Origin of the sequence: uncultured Desulfovibrio sp. (assembly GCF_944324505.1) — a bacterium.
Classification (GTDB): domain Bacteria; phylum Desulfobacterota; class Desulfovibrionia; order Desulfovibrionales; family Desulfovibrionaceae; genus Desulfovibrio.
Map to the genome: position 1 here is coordinate 186,131 of NZ_CALUWO010000003.1, position 20,292 is coordinate 206,422.

15 protein-coding genes and 1 tRNA gene are annotated in these 20,292 nt (G+C 64.2%); 9 read left to right on the top strand and 7 right to left on the bottom strand.

Annotated elements, in window-relative coordinates; genetic code table 11:
- Positions 1-7 precede the first annotated feature (7 nt).
- The 4 genes from Q0J57_RS05135 to Q0J57_RS05150 form a co-directional block, all read right to left on the bottom strand.
- The gene (locus Q0J57_RS05135; RefSeq protein WP_297217796.1) at positions 8-1,477 is read right to left on the bottom strand and encodes a 30S ribosomal protein S1; all 1,470 of its coding nucleotides are present in this window, start codon (positions 1,475-1,477) and stop codon (positions 8-10) included.
- A 360-nt stretch (positions 1,478-1,837) separates the two neighbouring features.
- Positions 1,838-2,572, bottom strand: coding sequence for a monofunctional biosynthetic peptidoglycan transglycosylase (gene mtgA / locus Q0J57_RS05140; RefSeq protein WP_297217799.1), 735 nt, complete (start codon positions 2,570-2,572; stop codon positions 1,838-1,840).
- A gap of 131 nt (positions 2,573-2,703) precedes the next feature.
- Positions 2,704-2,780: transfer RNA gene (locus Q0J57_RS05145), tRNA-Met, on the bottom strand.
- Positions 2,781-2,865: 85 nt separating this feature from the next.
- Positions 2,866-3,663, bottom strand: a complete 798-nt coding sequence (locus Q0J57_RS05150) for an undecaprenyl-diphosphate phosphatase (RefSeq protein ID WP_297217803.1) — start codon at positions 3,661-3,663, stop codon at positions 2,866-2,868.
- Between the two features lie 94 nt (positions 3,664-3,757).
- Here Q0J57_RS05150 and Q0J57_RS05155 point away from each other — a divergent pair, with 94 nt between their 5' ends.
- The gene (locus Q0J57_RS05155) at positions 3,758-3,952 is read left to right on the top strand and encodes a hypothetical protein (protein ID WP_297217806.1); all 195 of its coding nucleotides are present in this window, start codon (positions 3,758-3,760) and stop codon (positions 3,950-3,952) included.
- A gap of 103 nt (positions 3,953-4,055) precedes the next feature.
- On the opposite strand, the gene metG is transcribed toward Q0J57_RS05155, so the two are convergent.
- A complete protein-coding gene (gene metG / locus Q0J57_RS05160; protein WP_297217809.1) occupies positions 4,056-6,041 on the bottom strand; it encodes a methionine--tRNA ligase in 1,986 nt (661 codons plus the stop codon).
- A 2-nt stretch (positions 6,042-6,043) separates the two neighbouring features.
- A complete protein-coding gene (gene ricT / locus Q0J57_RS05165) occupies positions 6,044-7,150 on the bottom strand; it encodes a regulatory iron-sulfur-containing complex subunit RicT (RefSeq protein ID WP_297217812.1) in 1,107 nt (368 codons plus the stop codon).
- Positions 7,151-7,300: 150 nt separating this feature from the next.
- Here ricT and Q0J57_RS05170 point away from each other — a divergent pair, with 150 nt between their 5' ends.
- The 8 genes from Q0J57_RS05170 (at position 7,301) to Q0J57_RS05205 (ending at position 19,124) form a co-directional block, all read left to right on the top strand.
- Positions 7,301-7,855 (top strand): HDIG domain-containing metalloprotein, encoded by a 555-nt coding sequence (locus Q0J57_RS05170; RefSeq protein ID WP_297217816.1) that lies wholly within the window; start codon positions 7,301-7,303, stop codon positions 7,853-7,855.
- Between the two features lie 114 nt (positions 7,856-7,969).
- Positions 7,970-9,316: an ATP-dependent 6-phosphofructokinase gene (locus tag Q0J57_RS05175; RefSeq protein WP_297217819.1), complete on the top strand. Its 1,347-nt coding sequence runs from the start codon at positions 7,970-7,972 to the stop codon at positions 9,314-9,316.
- 108 nt (positions 9,317-9,424) lie between these two features.
- A complete protein-coding gene (locus tag Q0J57_RS05180) occupies positions 9,425-12,712 on the top strand; it encodes a UvrD-helicase domain-containing protein (protein ID WP_297217821.1) in 3,288 nt (1,095 codons plus the stop codon).
- A 77-nt stretch (positions 12,713-12,789) separates the two neighbouring features.
- Positions 12,790-15,795 carry a PD-(D/E)XK nuclease family protein gene (locus tag Q0J57_RS05185; RefSeq protein ID WP_297217823.1) on the top strand — a complete coding sequence of 1,002 codons (3,006 nt, stop codon included), beginning with the start codon at positions 12,790-12,792 and terminating at the stop codon, positions 15,793-15,795.
- A gap of 411 nt (positions 15,796-16,206) precedes the next feature.
- Entirely contained in the window at positions 16,207-17,310 is a 1,104-nt protein-coding gene (locus tag Q0J57_RS05190; RefSeq protein ID WP_297217827.1) for a nitronate monooxygenase, read from the top strand.
- 124 nt (positions 17,311-17,434) lie between these two features.
- Positions 17,435-18,250, top strand: coding sequence for an MBL fold metallo-hydrolase (locus Q0J57_RS05195; protein ID WP_297217830.1), 816 nt, complete (start codon positions 17,435-17,437; stop codon positions 18,248-18,250).
- A gap of 8 nt (positions 18,251-18,258) precedes the next feature.
- Positions 18,259-18,507 (top strand): hypothetical protein, encoded by a 249-nt coding sequence (locus Q0J57_RS05200; protein ID WP_297217833.1) that lies wholly within the window; start codon positions 18,259-18,261, stop codon positions 18,505-18,507.
- Between the two features lie 80 nt (positions 18,508-18,587).
- On the top strand, positions 18,588-19,124 hold the full coding sequence (locus Q0J57_RS05205) for a hypothetical protein (protein ID WP_297217836.1): 537 nt from the start codon (positions 18,588-18,590) through the stop codon (positions 19,122-19,124).
- 61 nt (positions 19,125-19,185) lie between these two features.
- Here Q0J57_RS05205 and Q0J57_RS05210 read toward each other — a convergent pair whose 3' ends face one another.
- The gene (locus Q0J57_RS05210) at positions 19,186-20,214 is read right to left on the bottom strand and encodes an ABC transporter substrate-binding protein (RefSeq protein ID WP_297217839.1); all 1,029 of its coding nucleotides are present in this window, start codon (positions 20,212-20,214) and stop codon (positions 19,186-19,188) included.
- Positions 20,215-20,292: the final 78 nt, after the last annotated feature.

The window sequence follows — 20,292 nt, forward strand, 5'->3', positions numbered from 1 at the left end:
AATCTCCTTAGGCTTTATTTTGCAGAGCCTTCTGCAAAGCCTGTGCCATAATGCCCAGTCCGCCACCCTGCGTACCGGAAGAGGTGCGCGCATGCTGCTTCCATTCGGTATCCTGCGACTTTTCGGCCAGTTCCACGCCCTCGGGGGCAAGGCTGATGCGGCGGGCGGCGGTGTCCAGATTTTGAACAACCAGCTTCACACTGTCGCCCTTGTCCAGACCGGAAAATTCGGCGTTCTTCTTGGCGTTCTTGATGACGCCGGCAGGCAGCAGCCCCGTGATACCGGGAGCCAGCGTGACAAAGATGCCGTACTTGCTCTGGCTTTCCACGGTGCCTTCCACCACGCTGCCCACGGGGAAGCGCTGGGCCGCATCCTGCCACGGATCACCCTCGGCATCACGCAGGCTCAGGGAGATGCGGCGGGTTTCCGCGTTGATGTCCTTGATCTTCACGTTGACGGTATCCCCGGCGGCCAGGATGTCCTCGGCCTTGTTCACGCGCTTGGTCCAGGACATTTCGGAAAGGTGAACAAGCCCTTCCACGCCGGGGAGCAGCTCCACAAAGGCGCCAAAGGGGGCCAGGCGCGTCACCTTGCCTTCCACCACGCTGCCCACGGTCAGGCGGTCGGCGGCGGTCAGCCACGGATCCCCTTCGGCCTGCTTGCGCGACAGGGAAATCTTGGTACGGCCCTTGTCGTCCGTGCTGACGGAAAGCAGCTTGGCCCGCACCATATCGCCAGGGGCCACGGCCTCGTCAGCCGCACCGATGCGGGACCAGGACAGCTCGGAAAGGTGAATCATGCCTTCCACCGCCGGGGCCAGCTCCACAAAGGCGCCAAAGGGGGCCAGGCGCGTCACGCGCCCTTCCACGGTATCCCCCACCTTGACGGTGGCCAGCAGCTTTTCCAGATTGTCCTGACGTTCGCGATCCAGCAGGGCGCGACGCGACACCACGATATTGCGACCGCGGTTTTCCACGCGCAGGACCACAAACTGCATGGTGCGTCCCACCATGGCATCGGCATCACCGGCGGCGGTATCCATCTGGCTGCCGGGGCAGAAGGCCGTTTTGCCAAGCACTTCCACCGTGTAGCCGCCCTTGCAGGTGGCCACAACACGACCGTCAACCGGCACACCGGACTGGCAGGCCTCTTCCAGAGCGGCCATGCCGCTGCCGCTCATGGAGCGGGAAAGGCGGATTTCATGCGCATTGACCCCCACAACCCACACCTCGATGCTGTCGCCGGGGGCAACCATTTCCTTGCCGTCGGCATCCAGAATGTCCTTGTGGTCCATGACGCCGTCCACCTTGATGCCCACATCCACGAAGACGGAGTCGCCCGTAATGGCGATGATCTTGCCCGTTACCTTCTGCCCGGCCTGAAGACGGGTGGCAGAAGCTTCCTGCGCGGCAAAAAGGGTGGCGAAATCTTCCTGGTTTTCTTCGGTGGCCTGTTGGGCCTGCATTTCCTCGGTCATGATAACTCCTTAAAGGATTGGTCTCAAACTCAAGGGGAGTATAATATCCTATTACGCGGCAGAAAACAATGGAATCAGCCCCCCTCTTCCCGCCGGAAGGGTAACGTGCAATTTTTATACGCTGCTCGATTTTTGGACAGGAGGAAGCCGACAGGACAGACCGGACGGCGTCCGCCGTGGCACACGCCGCATGGTGAAGACAGGCTTCCCGGCAGCCCCGCTGCCCGGGGACAGCCCCTGACGGTACGGGGCGTGAAGGACAGGTTGCCATCCTGCGGAAGGTGCAGAGGCATCCCCGAACGGGAGAATACGCGCTGGCTGCCGCGCCAGCTTGCGGCCCGTGAAAAGCCGCCATATGCCCTAGTGCAGGCGTTGCAGCAATCTGTTGGACAGGCGGCGCACAATGGGCGAACGCGGGCTGCGCGTGAGCGGCGACGGCAGCATGACGGCCAGCTGGGCCGCCTCGCGCCGGGTAAGGCGTGCCGCGGATTTGCCAAAGTAATGGCGTGCCGCGGCTTCGGCGCCAAAGATGCCCCTGCCCCACTCCGCCACATTGAGATACAGCTCCAGAATGCGATCCTTGCTCAGCCACAGCTCCAGGCGCAGGGTCATGATGGCTTCCTTGAGCTTGCGGCGCAGGGAGCGCTCGGGGCTGAACCAGAGATTCTTGGCAAGCTGCTGGGTGATGCTGCTGCCGCCGGCAGTCAGGCGCTTGCGTTTCCAGTCCCGGCGCAGGGCATCCAGCATGCCCTGGATGTCAAAACCGTGATGCGTGTAGAAGCGGTCATCCTCGGCAGCCACCACTGCCTTGCGCAGCCACGGCGAGATGCGCTCCAGCGGCACCCACTGCTGGCGGACGCGCCATTGCTGGCGGGGGGTGGACGTGAGGGCGGCCTCCCGCCGCCAGGCCATCATGGCCGTTTCTTTCGGGGCAAAGTGCGTAAGGTGCAGCACGGGCGGCAGGGCCACATAGCGGGCCGTGTCCAGCACAAAGAGGACCAGAAGCCAGCAGAACAGCGTCCGCAGGGGGCGGAGCCGCACATGCTGCCCGTAGCGGCGAAAGGTTTCGCGCCAGCCCGTGTGTTCTGTTGCCATGCAGGGATCGCTTTTTCGGAAGTCTGGGCGGTCATCGGCCTCCGGCAGCCCTGCGGCGGGCAGGACCGTTGCCGGGAGCGATGGAGGAGAAAAGCAAGAAGCCCAGGAGAAACCTGGGCTTCCTTTCTTTCTGGTAGCAAGGGAGGGATTTGAACCCCCGACACTGCGGGTATGAACCGCATGCTCTGACCAACTGAGCTACCTTGCCATGATGGCGTCGCGTAACGCAGGGATGTATCTATCCAAAAACATGCCCGCTGGCAAGTCTTTTTTCCGCCCGGAGGAAAATTTTTTCAGTTCACCATGAAGTAGTAGATGAACGGCGCCAGCAGCAGACGGTAGACGGCAAAGGGCACAAGGGTCACCCGCCCCACCAGCGCCACAAAGGCCTTGATGGCAATGAGTGCAGACACAAAGGCGCCCACCATGCCCACGGCAAAGAAGGGAATATCCGCTGCCGTGAACAGATGCCAGCTTTTGAGCATGTCATAGCCGGTGGCGGCAATCATGATGGGCACGGCGGCAATGAAGGAATATTCGGCAGCCACATTGCGCCGCGCCCCCAGAATCATGCCCCCCATGATGGTGGAGGCGGAGCGGGAAAAGCCCGGCCACAACGAAAGGCACTGAAAGCAGCCGATGCCCAGGGCCATCTTGGGCGTCATTTCATCCAGGGTAACGCAGGTGGGGCGAAACTTGCGGCGCTCCACCACAATCATCATGATGGCGCCCACCACCAGGGCCATGAGGACCGTGGTGGGGGTAAACAGATAGTGCTTGATGGTGGAATGCAGCAGCAGCCCCATGATGCAGGCCGGCAGACAGGTGAGAAAAAGCAGAAAAATGCCCCGCATGCCGGCAAAGCGCACATAGGGCTTGGGTTGCAAAAGCCCCCAGAAGCGCTCCCAGTACAGGACAACCACGGCCATGATGGCGCCAAGCTGGATGACCACGTTAAAGGTATCGGCCTTTTCTCCCACAAAGCCCAGCAGGTTGCTGGCAAGGATGAGATGACCGGAGGAGGACACGGGCAGATATTCCGTGAGACCTTCCACAATGCTCAGAATGAAGGCGACAAAGAGATTGTCCATGCGTTTCTCGTGCGCGTCCTTGCCGCGCGTTGCCAAAGGGGGATGCCTCGGCTAGGTTGAGGAAAATGGATAACGGAACAGGAAGGAACATGCCATGACAACCATCATGCCCCAGAGCGAGCTGCTGCGCCGGGCAGCAGCCCATGTGTCCGAGGCCCTGGCCGAAAGGCCGGACAGGGACCTGACGTGGCTGCTGGACGAGGCGGCCATGCGCTTCAACCTGGGACCACGGGAACAGCAGGCGCTGGAACGGCTATTCCGGACAGACAAGGCGGCTCCCCGGAAGTAGCGGCGTTCACGGTGCCGGCTCTCCTCTGCCCGCAGCGGGCGGGACAGAAGCAGGAAGGGACCGCCGGCTTCCCGGGGTCCCTTCCGTGCCTGCACGGAAGCCATCAGCCGATGCTGCTGCCGTTGGGCATGGGGCTGCCGGGTTGCAGCAGCACGAGTTTATTGTCCTTTTCTGCGGTGAGCACCATGCCGTGAGACATGAGGCCGCGAATCTTGCGCGGGGCCAGATTGAGCACGGCGCAGACCTGTTTGCCCACCAGGTCTTCCGGCGAGAAGAACTGGGCCAGGCCGGACAGGATCTGGCGCGGCTGCCCTTCCCCGAAATCGATTTCCAGGCGCAGGATGCGGTCGGCATTGGGGTGCTTTTCACACACCAGCACGGTGCCCACGCGCATGTCGGCCGCCTTGAAGTGGTCAAAGCTGATTTCTTCCGCTGGCCCTTCCGCCGGGGCGGGAGCTTCCTTTGAGGCCGCTTTTTGAGCCGTCTTTTGCGCCTTGGCCAGGGCCTTTTCCTGCCTGGCCCGCTCTTCGGCGGCCTTGGCTCTGGCGGCGGTATCAATGCGCGGAAAGAGGTTGGAGGCGGCCGCCAGCGGCGTACCGGGCACCAGGCCGTCAAAGGCCGCCAGCTCCCTTTCCAGATCACAGGGGGGCGGCGTGGCGCTGTCGGCGGGCTGGCCCAGCTGGTTCAGCATGGCGGCGGCAGCCTGCGGCATGACCGGCCAGAGGCAGAGCGCCACCTTGCGCATGGCGGTGAGCAGCACGTTCATGACGGTGTGCAGGCGCGCCGTGTCGCCCTGCTTGAACAGCGCCCACGGCGCCTGCGAGTCCACATACTTGTTGCAGGCGCGCACCAGTTCCCACAGGGCTTCCAGCCCCTGGGCAAACTGGGTATGGCCGAACAGCTGCGCATAGTTGTTCATGGCCGTGACGCACAGGTCGGCAATGGCCCTGTCGTCCTCGTTCAGTTCGCCCCGCTCCGGCGTGGCGCTGGCGCAGTACTTGGCCATCATGGACAGGACACGGCTGTAGAGATTGCCCAGGTCATTGGCCAGATCGGCATTGATGCGGGTGACGATGCTTTCCTCGCTGAAGCTGGCGTCGGAACCAAAGTGCATTTCGCGCAGCAGGAAGTAGCGGAAGGCATCCAGCCCGAATTCCTTGCTCATGGCCAGCGGGTCCACCACATTGCCGAGAGACTTGGACATCTTGGTGTCACGCACCAGCCAGTAGCCGTGCACGTTCAGGTGCTCATACAGGGGCAGGCCGGCCGCCTTGAGCATGGTGGGCCAGAAGACGGCGTGCGGCTTGAGGATGTCCTTGGCTACCAGATGTTCGCCGGGCCAGTAGCGCGGAAAGTCCTTGCCGTCGGGCCAGCCCAGGGCGCTGATGTAGTTGAGCAGGGCATCAAACCAGACATAGCACACGTAGTCCTTGTCAAAGGGCAGCTCGATGCCCCAGGTAAGGCGGCTCTTGGGGCGGGAAATGCACAGGTCTTCCAGGGCGCCGGATTCCAGCATGGCCAGCACTTCATTGCGGTAGCGTTCCGGCCGGATGAAATCCGGGTGCTGAAGAATATGCTCGCGCAGCCAGGGCAGGTATTTGGACATGCGGAAGAAGTAGTTCTTCTCGCTGATGAATTCCGGCTTGGTGAGGTGCTGGGGGCAGAGGCCGTTTTCCAGTTCTTTTTCCGTATAGAAGCGTTCGCAGCCGTAGCAGTAGTGCCCGCCGAACTCGCCGAAATAGATATCGCCGGCATCGTAGACCAGCTGCAGAAAACGCTGCACACGGGCCTGATGGTCCGGGTCCGTGGTACGGATGAAGCGGTCATTGCTGATGCCCAGCTGGGGCCACAGGGCCTGAAACTGGCCGCTGATGCCGTCCACAAATTCCTTGGGACTCACGCCCTGCTTTTCGGCGGACTGCACGATCTTGTCGCCATGCTCGTCCGTACCGGTGAGAAAAAGGGTATCGTCCCCTTTCAGGCGATGAAAACGGGCCAGGCTGTCGGCAACAATGGTGGTATAGGCGTGCCCCAGATGGGGTTTGGCATTGACGTAGTAAATGGGCGTCGTGATGAAGAAATGAGACACGATCACTCCTTGGCGGTATCTGTGGCGTGGCCGTCTTCGCGGTTCGTCGGCTTGCGACGGCGCTTGCGGCGGTTCTTGCCGCCCTCGCCTTCCGGCGCGGGGCTGGGGGTGTGCGGGGCATTCTGCTGGGGTCGGGAGGCAGCCTGCGGCGGCGTGGCCTCCGGCATGCCGTCAGCCAGCAGGGCATCAAAAAGCGAGGGATCGTCAATGGTATCCGGCGTGGCGGAAACCACCAGCATGCTGTCCCCCGCGGGCTGGGGGCGGGGCTTGGGCTGAGCGGGCTGCCCGCCCTGCTGGGGGGCTTCGGGCCGGTGCGGATCCAGGGCCTGCCACTGGTCAAGGGTAAGTTCCATTTCCTCGTTATGCTCGTTGAGCACGGAGAGGGAGTTGCGGAACATGTTGGCCCGCAGCACCTTCATGGTCCCCTGATTGGTCTGGTATTTCTTGCCCAGCCGGGGGCAGTTATGATGGAAATGGTCGTAGTTTTCCTGCTCGTAGGCCAGGCAGCAGAGCAGACGGCCGCAAATGCCCGATATCTTGGCCGGATTGAGGAAGAGGTTCTGCTCCTTGGCCATGCGGATGGTCACGGGAGCAAACTTGCGCAGGTAGCGGCGGCAGCAGCAGACCATGCCGCAGTTGCCCACAGCGCCGACCATCTGGGTTTCGTGGCGCACGCCTATCTGGCGCAGTTCAATACGGGCGCGATATTCGCGCACCAGGTCCTTGACCAGCTCGCGGAAGTCGATGCGGGCCGGAGCCGTGAAATAGAAAATGAGCTTGCTGCGGTCAAAGTAGACTTCCACATCCACCAGCTTCATGTCCAGGCGTCGCTGGCGGATGCACCGGCGGCAGAAGGCGGCGGCCTCATGGGCCAGGGCCTCGTTGTGGCGGCTCTGGGCCACGTCATCGGCGGAAGCCTGGCGCAGGATGTCCTGATCGGGCACGGCATAGGCAGCGGGCAGCGTTGCATGCGGTCCCGAAACCACTTCCGCCAGGGTCTCGCCCTGCTCTGCCGGAATGATCACCAGGTCACCGGGATGCAGGCCGTCCGGACCGGCGTGATAGGTTGTCTGCCCGAGCGTGCGAAAGCGCAGGCCATAGAACGACATACAGTTCTTCCTCGTGACAAGATCGTAAGTGCAAAACTTGCTTTTCCGACATATTCCGGCTCCTGTCAACAGAATGCCCTGCCGTCTTGCCAAGAGGCCGGGGCTGGCATAGTCTGAAGCGGGAGATTATCCCCATGAAGGAGCAATACCATGATAAGCTATGAGGACGGCCTGGCCCTGCTGGCCGCAAACGGTGTGGAAGGCAACCTTTTGCAGCATTGCGTGGCGTCCGGCGCCGTCATGGGCGCTCTGGCCCGCCAGTGGGGAGAGGACGAAACCCTCTGGACCCTCACCGGCCTGCTGCATGATGTGGACTACCCTGCCACCATGGACGAACCGCAGCGCCACGGCCTTGCGGGGGCGGAACTGCTGCAGGGCAAGCTGCCCGACGCGGCGCTGACAGCCATCCGTGCCCATAATGGCGAGATGACGGGCGTCATGCCGCAGTCGCGCTTTGACCATGCCCTGCGCTGTGCGGAAACCGTGACCGGCATCATCAGCGCGGCGGCGCTCATGCGCCCCACGGGCTACGAGGGCATGGAAAGCAAGAGCATCAAGAAAAAGATGAAGGACAAGGCCTTTGCCGCCAGCGTGAGCCGGGAAAACATCCGGGAATGCGAAAAGGCCGGCATGGAGCTGGATGCCTTCCTGACCCTGGCCATTGCGGCCATGAAGGCCGAACACGACAAAGCGGCGGCCCGCTGACGGGCCGGCCTGTCCGGGCGGGGGAAGCCGCCGGGTTCTTCCGGCTGTTTGCCGATTCCGGGCTTCCCTGCTTTTCATGACGCCCTGCCCGCCGGGCAGCGGCAAGGAGGTTCCATGAACGTATCCGATGTTCCTGCTGAGGCGGCGTGTTCCTGCCATCTTGAAACGACCATTCCCACCCTGGGGCCGGCCAAGCTGGATTCTCCCCTGCCCTTTCACTCGTGGGCTGACGGGCACATGATTCCCATTCATGTGGACGGGGACCTGTGCGAAGAGGTGGAGGAACCGTTCTGCCTGCATTTCGAGGCAGCCGGGCCGCGCCGCAAGCTCTACTTTGATCCGCGGCGGGCCAAGTGTGCCATTGTGACCTGCGGAGGCCTGTGCCCCGGCCTCAATGACGTCATCCGTTCCATTGTCATGGAGGCCTATCACGCCTACGACGTGCCGTCGGTCCTCGGCATTCCCTACGGACTGGAAGGCTTCATTGCCCGCTACGGGCATCATGTCCAGGAGCTGACGCCGGCCGGCGTGCAGGATATTCACCGCTTTGGCGGCACCATGCTGGGCACATCGCGCGGGCCGCAGTCGCCGGAAGAGATTGTGGACATGCTGGAACGCAGCAATGTCAGCATTCTTTTTGTCATCGGCGGAGACGGCTCCATGAAGGCCGCCCAGAGCATCGCCGCCGAAGTGCAGCGGCGCAGCCTCAAGCTGTCCGTGGTGGGCATTCCCAAGACCATTGACAATGACATCAATTTCATTGCCCAGTCCTTCGGCTTTGAAACGGCTGTAGCCAAGGCCACGGAGGCCATACAGTGTGCCCATACCGAAGCCTGCGGCGTGTACAACGGCATCGGTCTGGTCAAGCTCATGGGGCGGGAATCGGGCTTCATTGCGGCCCGGGCCGCGCTGGCCCTCAAGGAAGTGAACTTTGTGCTCATTCCCGAGGCTCCCTTTACCCTGGAAGGCGAAGGCGGCCTGCTGCCCGCCCTGGAGGAACGCCTCCGGGCGCGGCATCACGCGGTCATTGTGGCCGCGGAAGGGGCCGGTCAGCACCTGCTGGACCGCGGAGAAGAAAAGGACGTGTCAGGCAACCGGGTCCTGGGCGACATTACCGGCCTGCTGCGGCGGGAGATTGCGCGCTACCTGCGGGAAGCCGGCCTGCCCTTTACGCTCAAGTACATTGACCCCAGCTACATCATCCGCTCCATTCCGGCCACGCCCAATGACAAGGTCTATTGCGGGCTGCTGGGCCAGTATGCCGTGCATGCGGCCATGGCAGGCCGTACCGGCATGGTTGTGGGCCGCCTGCAGGACAAGTTCGTGCATCTGCCGCTGGCGCTGGTGACATCCCGGCGGCGCAAGCTCAATATCGCCTCCGACTTCTGGAGGGCAGTGCTGGAATCCACGGGACAGGGCGGCCTGGCAGGCATGCTGCCCCCTGACCTGCACCACTCCTGATACGCATGGGGGAGGGGCAGCGCCCCTCCCCTTATCCGGCAAAGCACGGTTCCGGCAAGACCGGCCATGCGGCATGCGGGCACGCTCCGCCATGCCGGGAGGGAGGCCATGGGCGAACACATGCTTCAGATCAGGGCCTCGGCCGGCTCTGGCAAAACCTATACCCTGACCAGGCTCTATCTGCAGCGTCTGGCCCGCTGCAATCCCGCTGCCGGCGAGACGGGGGCGGCCTGCCTGCTGCGCCATGACGGCCCCCTGCACTGGGGGGAAATTCTGGCCATCACCTTCACCAATGCCGCGGCCACGGAAATGCGTGACCGTGTCATCCGGGCGCTCAAGGAAACGGCCCTGGGCCTGCCGGCGGGAGACATACCCCTGCAACGGCAGGAGGCCGCCCGCTGGCTGGACATCATCCTGCGGGACCTGGATGCCCTCAATATCCGCACCATTGACAGCCTGCTGCATCGCATCGTGCGGGCGGCGGCCCTGCAACTGGGCCTGCCGCCGGATTTTCAGCCTGTCTTCGCCACGGACGAGGCCATGCAGCCCTATGTGGACACCCTGCTGGATCAGGCATGGCGCGGCAATGAGGATATGCGCCGTCTGCTGCGCCAGGTGTATGCCGGGCATGTGATTCAGGGCGGCAGTCGCGGTTTTCTGGCGGGTTCCCGGCTGGTGGACGGCCTGGGCCGTGTGTGGGACGGCTTTCTGGACGGGCGCTATGCCCGGGCGGCGGATGCGGAAACGGTCAGGCAGCGGCATGCCGCCCTCTGGAAGGATCTGCAAGACGCCGTGCTGGCCTTCCGGCAGTGTGCCCAGGCCTGCGGCGCGCTGGTTAACAGGAATGTGGACAATGCCTGTGCCAAGCTGCTTGATGGCGACAGTTCGGGCTGTGCAAGCACGTTGTTTGACGGCGAGGTCAGAAAGCTGCTGACGGCAAAGTCCGTCTTTCCGCCTGACCTGGAACAGGCGGCCGGACACCTGCGGGACACCGTGCAGCGCCTGCGCCGCCCCCTGAGCGTGCTGGACACGGCCGTGCGGGATATCGCCACCGTGCATCTGGCCCGCATTCTCTGCCGGGCCTTTCAGGAAAATGCCTCCCGCGAGGGCAATATCCCCGCCGTGCTGATACCTCTCATGGCGCGGCATGCCCTGGAGGGAGACTACGGCGTGCCGGAAACCCTGTGCCGCATGGGCAACCGGCTGCGTCACTTCATGCTGGACGAATTTCAGGATACCAGCCGCCCGCAGTGGGCAGCCATGCGTCCTCTGGTGCAGGAAGCGCTCTCGCAGGGGGGCAGCCTTGTCTGGGTGGGCGATGTGAAGCAGGCCATCTACGGCTGGCGCGGCGGCGATGCCGCTCTTTTTGACGAGATCGCCGGGGATACGGACCTGACCTGCGTGGCGCAAGGCTGCCTGCGGCAGAGCCTGCCCTGCAACTGGCGCAGCCGGCGCGTCATTGTGGAGCATAACAATGCCCTCTTTGCGCCCCTGGCCAGCAGGGAGGTGGCCGCAGCGGTGCTGGATGCCATTCTGAAGCGGGACAAGGTTCCCCCGTCCCTTTTCGAAAAGGCCGTGGACGCGGTAACGGCGGCCTATGCCGAAACCGCGCAGCAGTGCCCGGACCATGCCGCGGAAGGCGGCTATGTGGATGTGCGCAGCGTGCCGGAAGACGGCCTGGAAGACGCCCTGCTGCCGCTGGTTCGTCAGGAGCTGGGCACGCGCCGCCCCTGGTCCGACATGCTTGTGCTGGTGCGCACCAATCGCATGGCCCGCTGCCTGGCCCAGCGCCTCATGGAGCAGAATGTCCCGGTCATCACGGAAAACAGCCTGTTGCTGGCAGAGCATCCGCTGGTGGCGCAGCTGGTGGCCCTGCTGCGTTTTCTTGACCGGCCGGAGGATGACGTGGCCCTCTGGGCCGTGCTCAGCGGTTCCCTGCTGGGCGGGCACGAGCGTTTTTCCCTCACGGTGCAGGACCTCTACGACTGGCGGGTAGCCACGGCCCCCCGGTATGGCGGGGCGGCGCCGGAAGACGCCCTGCCGCTGTGGCGGCGCTTTGCCGCCTTCTGCCCTGCCGTGTGGCAGTATTTTTTCCAGCCCTTCCTGGCCCGTGCCGGCCTCATGACGCCCTATGACACGCTTATGGAATGGCTGGCGCGTGTGCAGGCGCTGGAGCGCTTTCCCGATGCGGAAATCTTTCTGCGCTGCTTCATGGAGGTGCTCTTTTCCTGCGAGGAAAACGGCATCTGCTCCCTTTCCTCCTTCCTGCTTCACTGGGACCGGAAGGGGCACGAGGAAAAGGTGCCCATGCCCGAAAACCTGGATGCCGTGCGGGTCATGACCATCCACAAGTCCAAGGGCCTTCAGGCCCCGGTGGTCATTGTGGCCGGTACCTGCTTCGAGATTACGGCAGGCGGCATGCAGCTCATGGAGGCCGACGGCCTGGAGGTGGTCTGCCGGACCACGGCCGCGCTTGTGGAACCCTATCAGCGCGAGCGGGCGCGGCAGGCCGTGGAAAATCTCAATCAGGCCTATGTGGCCTTCACGCGGGCCTGTGAGGAACTCTATGTCTTCCGCAGCGAGAAAAGCATGGCCAAAGGCCCGCTGACCCGCGGGCTGGACGTGCTCTGGCAGCAGATGGCCCGCACCGTGCCCTATCAGTGCGGCCAGCCGCCGGCTGTGGCCGCGCCCCTGCCGGAACAGGCGGCAGCAACGGCGCCCGCTGCCCCGCCTGCGCCCGTCGTTCCGCCAGCAGACGGGACAGCAGCCGTGGAAGAGACTGCCCTGCCGTGGCGCCCCATGCAGTGGCTGCCCGGCCTCAAGATTTTCCGCAACCCGCTGCAGAGCGGTTTCCGGCCGCAGGACAGGGGGGAATTGCTGCACGCCTGTCTGGAACATCTGGCCGCGCTGGACAGTGCGGCCGGACTGACGGCTGCGGCACTGGCCGGCATGGCCCTGGAATATGGCATACGCCACTTTCCCCGGCATGTTCCCCGGGATGAAGCCCTGCGCCGCCAGCTGGAGGACGGGCTTTGCTGGGTTGCCGGGCAGCCCCGCCTGCTGGCCTGGCTTAGGGCCGGCAGCGGAGAGCATGCCCTGCTGCTGCCCGCGCGGAAGGAGGCCGGCGCCCTGCCCTGCGGCGTGCGTTCCGGCCGGGCGGACCTCATTGTTCTGGGGCGGCAGCGGCATCTTGTGGTGGATTACAAAAGCGGTCAGCCGGACGCCGCCCATGTGGCGCAGGTGCGCGGCTATCTGGCCTGCCTGCCTGCGGACAAGCCGGCCAGCGGCCTGCTTGTGTATCTTGATATGAAACAATTTCAATATGTTGATGCTGTATCGGTTTCAGAACTTCATGTAAAACTTGAAGATGCGTTTCCCCTGTGCCACGAGGTCTAGTCATGCCCCCCCATGCTTTTCGCATCTTTTCATGGCGCCGGCCCTTTCTTCCGGCCTTAAAGGAATACATCAGTTTTTTGACGGACCACTGCCCCGGCCGGGCGCTGGTGGTGGTGCCGCATAACCGGCCGTGGCGCTATCTCTTGCAGCTGTATCAGGGCGAGGGGCGTCCCGGTCTGCTGCCCAGGGTCATGACCCTGACGGAAGTGCTGACCCTCTGGCGCGTCCACAGCAGCCGGCGGGTACTGTACACGGCCAATACGCTTGATCAGGTTGCCCTGCTGCGGCAGTGCGTCACGGAGCTTTCCCGGAAGGACGCGCTGCTGGCCCGGCGTTTTGCCGATATGGACATGGCGGCCTTTCTGCCCTGGGGCATGCGCCTGGCGGCCTTGCTGGACGAGCTGTTCGGCCACGCGATCACGGCCGCGGACATGGCGCATGCCGAAGGCGAGGTGGCTCCGCCCGCGGCGGCGCTGCTCAATGCGCTGGGGCGTCTGCAACAGGCCTATGCCGCTGCGCTGGAAGAGCGGGGCTGGACTACGCCCGGCTATGATGCCCGGCAGGTGGCCCTGCATGGCGGGGAGCATATCCCTCCCCTGCTGCTGCCGCGCCCTGACAGGCCTGTCCTGCTGGCGGGCTTTGCCCTGCTGACCCCCACGGAAGACAGACTGCTCCGTCTGCTGTGGGATCGGGGGGCGCAGGTCTGCCTGCATACGGACCCTGTGCTGGCCCGTGGCGGCAGGCCGCACTGGTCCTGCGAGGAACAGGCACACTGGATGCAGCGGTGGCAGGCCGGGGCCGTGGCGGTCTGCACGGCGGCAGACACGGATGCCGGGGAGAACGCCGGGGAAAATACCGTGGAGAATCCAGGGGAGGATGCCGGGCCGCGCTGGCAGTTCTTTGCCGGGTATGATGTGCATTCCCAGCTTGCGGCCCTGCGTCAGGACCTGCTGGCGCAGGACAGCGGCAAGGATGCCGGGAAGGTGGCGGGGGCCGATGCTCCCGTGGCCGCGGCTTCTGCGCCGGACGACCCGGTGGACCTGGGGCATGACCCGGAGGACGAGGCGGGAGAACAGCCCGCCACGGCGGTGGTGCTTACGCATAACGGGCTGTTGCTGCCGGTGCTGCATCATCTGCCGCACAAGAATGTCAATGTTTCCATGGGCTATCCGCTGGAGCGCTCCCCGCTTTACCGGCTTTTGGAAAGCCTGTTTCGCCTGCAGGAGCATCGCACCGGGGACGGGCGCTACCTCTGGCGCGATCTGCTGGAATGCCTGCGGCATCCTTATCTGGCCATGCTGCAGGAAGACGCTGGCGAGTCCGGGACGCCCTCGCCGGAATTGCGCGCGCCGCTGGCTGCCCTGTGCCGGGCCGTGCGGTCCGGCAGCCGCACCTGCGAACTGGAAGAGCTGCTGGAGAGCTGCGCCGTCAGCCTGCCGGACAGCGCCCTGGCCGCGCTGCGTCAGCTGACGGACGTGTTTTTCGGGGCGCTGCTGCGCGCCCGCACCACCGGGGAACTGGCAGAGGCTCTGGAGCGTCTCTGCCGCTACCTGCAGGAGCACGGCCCGCACATCTGGCCGCGCTATCCCCTGGATGCCGAAGCCATGTACCGCCTGCGCGAACATGCCATCCCCGTCCTGCGGGAGAATGCCCTCTGCCGGGAAGTCTTTGACCAGCGCCAGCTTTTTGTCATGGCGCGGGAGCTGTTCCGGCAGGAACGCATCCCCTTTGAGGCCGTGCCCCTTACCGGTCTTCAGGTGCTGGGCATGCTGGAAACCCGCCTGCTGCATTTTGATCACGTGTACATTCTGGATGCCACGGACGAGAGCCTGCCCGGCAGTGCGCCGCAGGACCCCCTGCTGCCCGACAGCCTGCGTTTGCAGATCGGCCTGCCCGATGCCCGCCGGCGCGAGCGGGCGGCGGCGCATACCCTGTTCCGGCTGTGTGCCGGGGCGCGCAGGGTCTTTTTCTACTGGCAGGAAGGCATTTCGCGCTCTGCCCTTTTCGATGCCCGCAAAAGCCGCAGCCGCTTTGTGGAGCAGCTCATCTGGCAGGAGGAACAACGGCGTGGCGGGCTGCTGCGCCCCGGCGACGCTCCCCTGCGTGCTCCCGCCTGTTCGGCTCGTCCCCGGCAGGGTAATCCGCTGTGCATCGAGCGTTCTCCCAGGCTGGACGAGGCCATGCAGCGCTTTCTGGGTGGTGCGCTTTCGCCCACGGCACTGGATACCTATTTGAACTGCCCCCGGCGCTTTGTGCTGCGTTACCTCTGTGCCCTTGACCAGGTGGAGGAGGTGAACGAGGGGGACGATCCCGCCCTGGTCGGAACCCTTGTGCACGAACTGCTGGAAGAACTGTATACGCCCTTCGTGGGGCAGGAGGTGCGCGCCGGGGATTTTGCCGCCCTGTCACTGGAGGACCGTCTGGAGGCGCTGCTGCGCCGCCATCCCGAGGCCGATGCCCTGCCGCCCGAAAGCCGCATCATGCTGGAAGTTGCCGTCCCCTACCGGCTGCGGAACTATCTGAACAGCCAGCCGGATTCCCACGTGGTGGCGCTGGAGCAGAAGCTGCGGGGCCGGCTGCCGCTCTGGGGGCAGGACTATGCCTTTGGCGGCAAGGCAGACCGCATCGACCGGCGCGAGGGGCTGTTTTATCTCATTGATTACAAGACCGGAAGCCTGCATCTGCCCGATGCTGGCCTGTGGGTGGAGGAAGCCTTCTGGAGCCTGCTGCGCACGGCCCGGAGTGCGCTTCTGGCCGGCCACGCCCAATCCCCCGAGGTGGAGCAGCTGCTGGAACAGATGCGCCAGCGGGTAGGCAGCGTGCAGCTGCCTTGCTATGTCAGCCTGCTGCACGCGCAGACGCGTCAGGTGGGCAATGCCTGCCTGGTGGAATTGCGGGACAGCGGCAGGGAAAGGGAGCTGTTCAGCGGACTGCTGGACGAGGCGGACTATGCCCTGGCCCTGGAGCGCTGCCGCGATCTGCTGGCCGTCATGGTCTGGCACATGGCACAGGCTGCATCCTTCCCTGCCAGAGAGGGGGACGGCTGCACCTTTTGTCCCTACCGCACGGCATGCCGGGCCTAGGGCTGCCTGGGCGGCAGCAGCCGTCCGGTGGAAAGGCCGCTGCGCCCGGCGCGGTCCTTGTGCCTGCCGCCTGACGGTATTCGGGGGACCGGGGGATGCGCTCTGCGCGGCAGCGTGCGGGGAAAGGCCGGGGATGGCCGCGGCAGCGGATGCTGCGCCGTCTTTCAGGATGATTTTTGCGGGCTTTTTCTTGTGCTCCGGCACTTTTTTGCATAAAATTTTTCTGATTCGGATCGGTGCCTTTCCTGTGGAAAGGGGGTGATCCTGTCGTTGTTGCGGCGGAAGCCATTGTGAGGATAGCCGGCGCGGCGTTCTTTCTGGCATCCGGCGGCATTTTTCCGAACGGGACCGTTCGGCTTGTCTGTCAGCAGGATGTGATATCCTGCCCCTTTGTGCCTGTGGAGGTAAACAGTGCCTTTCCCCTCTCTGAAAATTGGTGACCTTTGCGCCCGCCGTCCCATTGTGCAGGGCGGCATGGGTGTGGGTATTTCTCTTTCCGGCCTGGCGTCTGCCGTGGCCAATGAAGGCGGCATCGGCGTCATTGCCGGTGCCATGATCGGCATGCGCGAGCCGGATGTGGCGCAGCATCCCATAGAAGCCAACCTGCGTGCCCTGCGGCAGGAACTGGTCCGCGCACGCGAAAGGACCCAGGGCATCATCGGCGTCAATATCATGGTAGCCCTGACGACCTTTTCGCAGATGGTGCGCACGGCCATTGAAAACCGTGCGGACATCATTTTTTCCGGGGCGGGCCTGCCGCTGGACATGCCGCGCCAGCTCCTGGACCTGTGCGAGGAAAAGAAGCAGGAATTCAAGACCAAGCTGGTGCCCATCGTGTCCTCGGCCCGTGCGGCCACGATCATTGCCAAGAAATGGCTGAGCCGCTTCAACTACTTTCCTGATGCCGTGGTGGTGGAAGGTCCCCGCGCCGGCGGGCATCTGGGCTTCAAGCCGGAAGAGCTGAATGACCCCGCCTTTGCGCTGGAACGGCTGGTGCCGCAGGTGGTGGATGCGGTCAAGCCCTTTGAGGACAAGGCCGGGCGCCCCATTCCGGTCATTGCGGCCGGCGGCATCTACACCGGCGAAGACATCAGCCGCTTCCTGGACCTCGGGGCTGCCGGGGTGCAGATGGGAACCCGCTTTGTGGCCACCCATGAATGCGATGCGGACATCCGCTTCAAGGAAAGCTACTTGGCCGCCCGCGAGGAAGATGTGACCATCATCAAGAGTCCCGTGGGCATGCCGGGACGCGCGCTGAACAATGGCTTCATCGAGGCAGCGCGCGAAGGGCTGAAAAAACCCTTCAAATGCGTTTTTCACTGCGTGAGCACCTGTGAGCAGGAAAAAACGCCCTATTGCATTGCTGCCGCCCTCATCAGTGCCATGAAGGGCAATCTCGAGCGCGGCTTTGCCTTCTGCGGCGCCAATGTGGGCCGCGTCAACAGCATCCTTTCCGTAAAGGAACTCATGGATTCGCTACAGACGGAATATGAGGCGGCCCGCGCCAGAGCCTGAGTCATGATGCCATGAACGCATGACAGGGAGAGAGAGTGACCATGACAGATATGTGGTCCTTTCTCTCCCTTACTTTTTTTGCCGGGGCAGGGAAACGTGGATCACCCTCACAACAGGAGGCGGCATGAAACTGACCATTGTCGTGGATAACTGGTGCGTTCAGCATGGCCTGCGCAGCGAATGGGGCTATGCTGCCCTGCTGGAAAGCGCGCAGGGCACGCTGCTCTGGGATACGGCGGAGCATGGGGAGGTGCTGCTGCATAACCTGCGCGTGCTGGGCCGGCAGCCCGCCGATATTGACCATGTCTGCCTGAGCCACGGGCATTTTGACCATTGCGGCGGCCTGGGCGCGCTGCTTGTGGTCGCGCCGCACGTCAGCCTGTGGGGGGCCGAGGGCATTGCCACGCCCCGCCTTTCGGGCAAGGACCCGGCCACGGCCAGACCGGATGGCGGGGGGCCGCTGCTGGCCAGTGCCGCCCTGCACGGCATTGCGGATGCCGCGGAAATCCTGCCCGGCGTCACGGCCTTTTGCCTTCCTGCGGATGCGCGAGATCCGGCCTTTGTCTGTCAGGACAATCTCTGGGAGGTCAGCCCGTCGGGCGCTGTCCTTCCCGACAGCTTTGCCGACGACATGTCGCTGCTTGTGAATGGCGAGCGGGGCGTATCGCTGATTCTGGGCTGTGCCCATGCCGGTCTGCCCAATATTCTGCGCTACGTGTCCCGGCGCTTCGGTGTGCGCACTTTTCATGCCGTGGTGGGAGGCATGCATCTTGCCGGGCTGTCGCCTGACAGGCTGCCCGCCTATCTGGATGCGTTCCGGGAGTTTTCCGTCCGGTGCTGGCGTCCCTCCCACTGCACGGGCTTTGCCGCTGCGGCCGGTCTGGCGGCCCGCTTTGCCGATGTGAGCTGGGCCGGGGCCGGAACGGAAATGATCCTGTAGGAGGGAGCATGGAACGTCTTGAACTGCTGTCGGCCATGCTGCTTGTGTTCTGTCCCATCATGATGCTGATCAGCCTGCTGACGCCCAGGGCAGCCATTTTTTTCCGGCACAAGACCCGGCTGCGCGGGCTGCTGCTCTGGACAGCCGGCACGCTGCTGGGCTGGCTCATCGGCGCCTACGCGCTTCAGGCGAGAGGCCATCTGCCCGGGAGCGAAGGCCGCAGCGAGGTGCCGGCGGTGCAGGAGTCTGCCCGCTGAAACGGACATCCCCTTTTTTGGCGCGGGCAGGCTTGCTGTGTTCTGGTGAAAAGCCGCCCCATACTTGGCAAGGAGGTAGCATGATCTTTTTTTGCAGACGCACCAATACTGTGGATGGGCGAAGCCGCTGGTCTGTCAGCGTGCCTACCCTGCTGGGCTTCACCACCGTGGGCTGGTTCTATTCCGAAGAGCTGGCCGTCCAGTTTCTGGAATGTCTGGAAGCCACTTCGTCCATGCGGCGTCAGGCGGAGCTGGATGCCTGGAACGAGATGCTGTTTCGTCTGGATTTTCTCTGGGCGGAAAAGCTCCAGCAGAAGCGCAGCCAGCTGGAGGCCCGTCAGGAGGATATCCGCACCCTGCTGGAAGACTTCAATGCCCGTCTGGGGCGGCTGCTTGTCTCCGGTGAGGACCCGGAAAGCGGCGTGAAGGCCGTCTGGGACGATACCTTTGCCCGACTGGGTCAGGTGGAGGACATGGCCCTGCTGGCCAGAACCCTGCATGCGCAGAGCCGTGTGTTGACGGCCCTGCAGGCGGAGCTGTGTCAGCAGGCCCGGCTGCGGCAGCAGGGAGGCCGCCTGGCCGGCTGCCTGCCGGCGTGTTCCGGCCCGGTTCAATAAGGGGCCACCCGGGGCGGCTCCCGCAGACAGTTCAGGGAAGGACGGCCGGTCGGGCCGCGGGCTATCTGCCGGAAAGGGGCGTTTCTGTCACGGCTCCCGGCGTCTGGGGACAGATATCCTCATGCAGCCAGCGCCCCAGCAGTTCGGCAGCTTCCACCGAGCGTGGACCGGGCCGGGAGAACAGGGACTCGTCCACGCGCAGCACCCTGCCCTCGCGTACGGCACGCATATCGCGGAACAGGGGGCGTTCGCGCAGCGGAACGGGGTGGGGATTGCGCCGGCCCGTTTGCAGGATATAGACATCGGGATTGGTACGCACGGCATTTTCGTCACTCATGCGGACAAAACGTCGCTGGGAAGTGATCACGTTTTCGCCGCCGGCGGCGCTGATGACCGCATCCAGCATGTTCCCCCTGCCTGCTGCCACAATCCGTGGAGACGCCACCTCAAAGAAGACGCGCACGGCCGGCTTGGTGGCATAGGTATTGCGCAGGGTATTCAGCCTGCGTCGCCACTGGCTTACCAGGGTGGCGGCTGTGGCATCCTTGCCGGTAAGCCGCCCCAGGGTGAGGGTGGCCGTATAGAGGTCTTCAAAGGAGTTCAGGTCAAGCAGCAGCACCGGTATGCCGTGGCTGCGCAGTGTCTCGATCTGCTGCCGCACTGCCCGTCCGTCCCTGATCTGGAGGACAAGATCGGGACGCAGGCGGCGTATGGCCTCTGCATCAACCCGCAGGCCGTCCCCCATGCCGGGCAGCGCGCTCAGGGCGGGCATCTGCCGGGCTGTATCGGTGCAGGCCACCATGCTTTTTTCTGCTCCCAGAGCCAGCAGAATATCGCTACAGGCATCATGCAGCGCAATGATGCGACGTACCGGAATGGGTACGGCAGGCTGACCGGTGGCCAGGCGCGCGGCAATGGGCTGCATGGCGGATGCCTGCGCCGGTACAGGCGAGAGCATGCCGGCACAGGCCGTCACGGCAAGCGCGCACAGGCCGGACAGCATGGCGCGGCGTGACGGCAGGGGCGCTTCCCGTCCGCAGGGAGGGGCCATGAGGAAGCGGGAGCAGCGAAACAGGACAGAATTGGGCACGGGAAATCCTCTGGGCGACACCAATGGAAAAAAACGGCGCCGGCAGGCGCATGGCGCCATGCCGGCACAGCGTGAGAA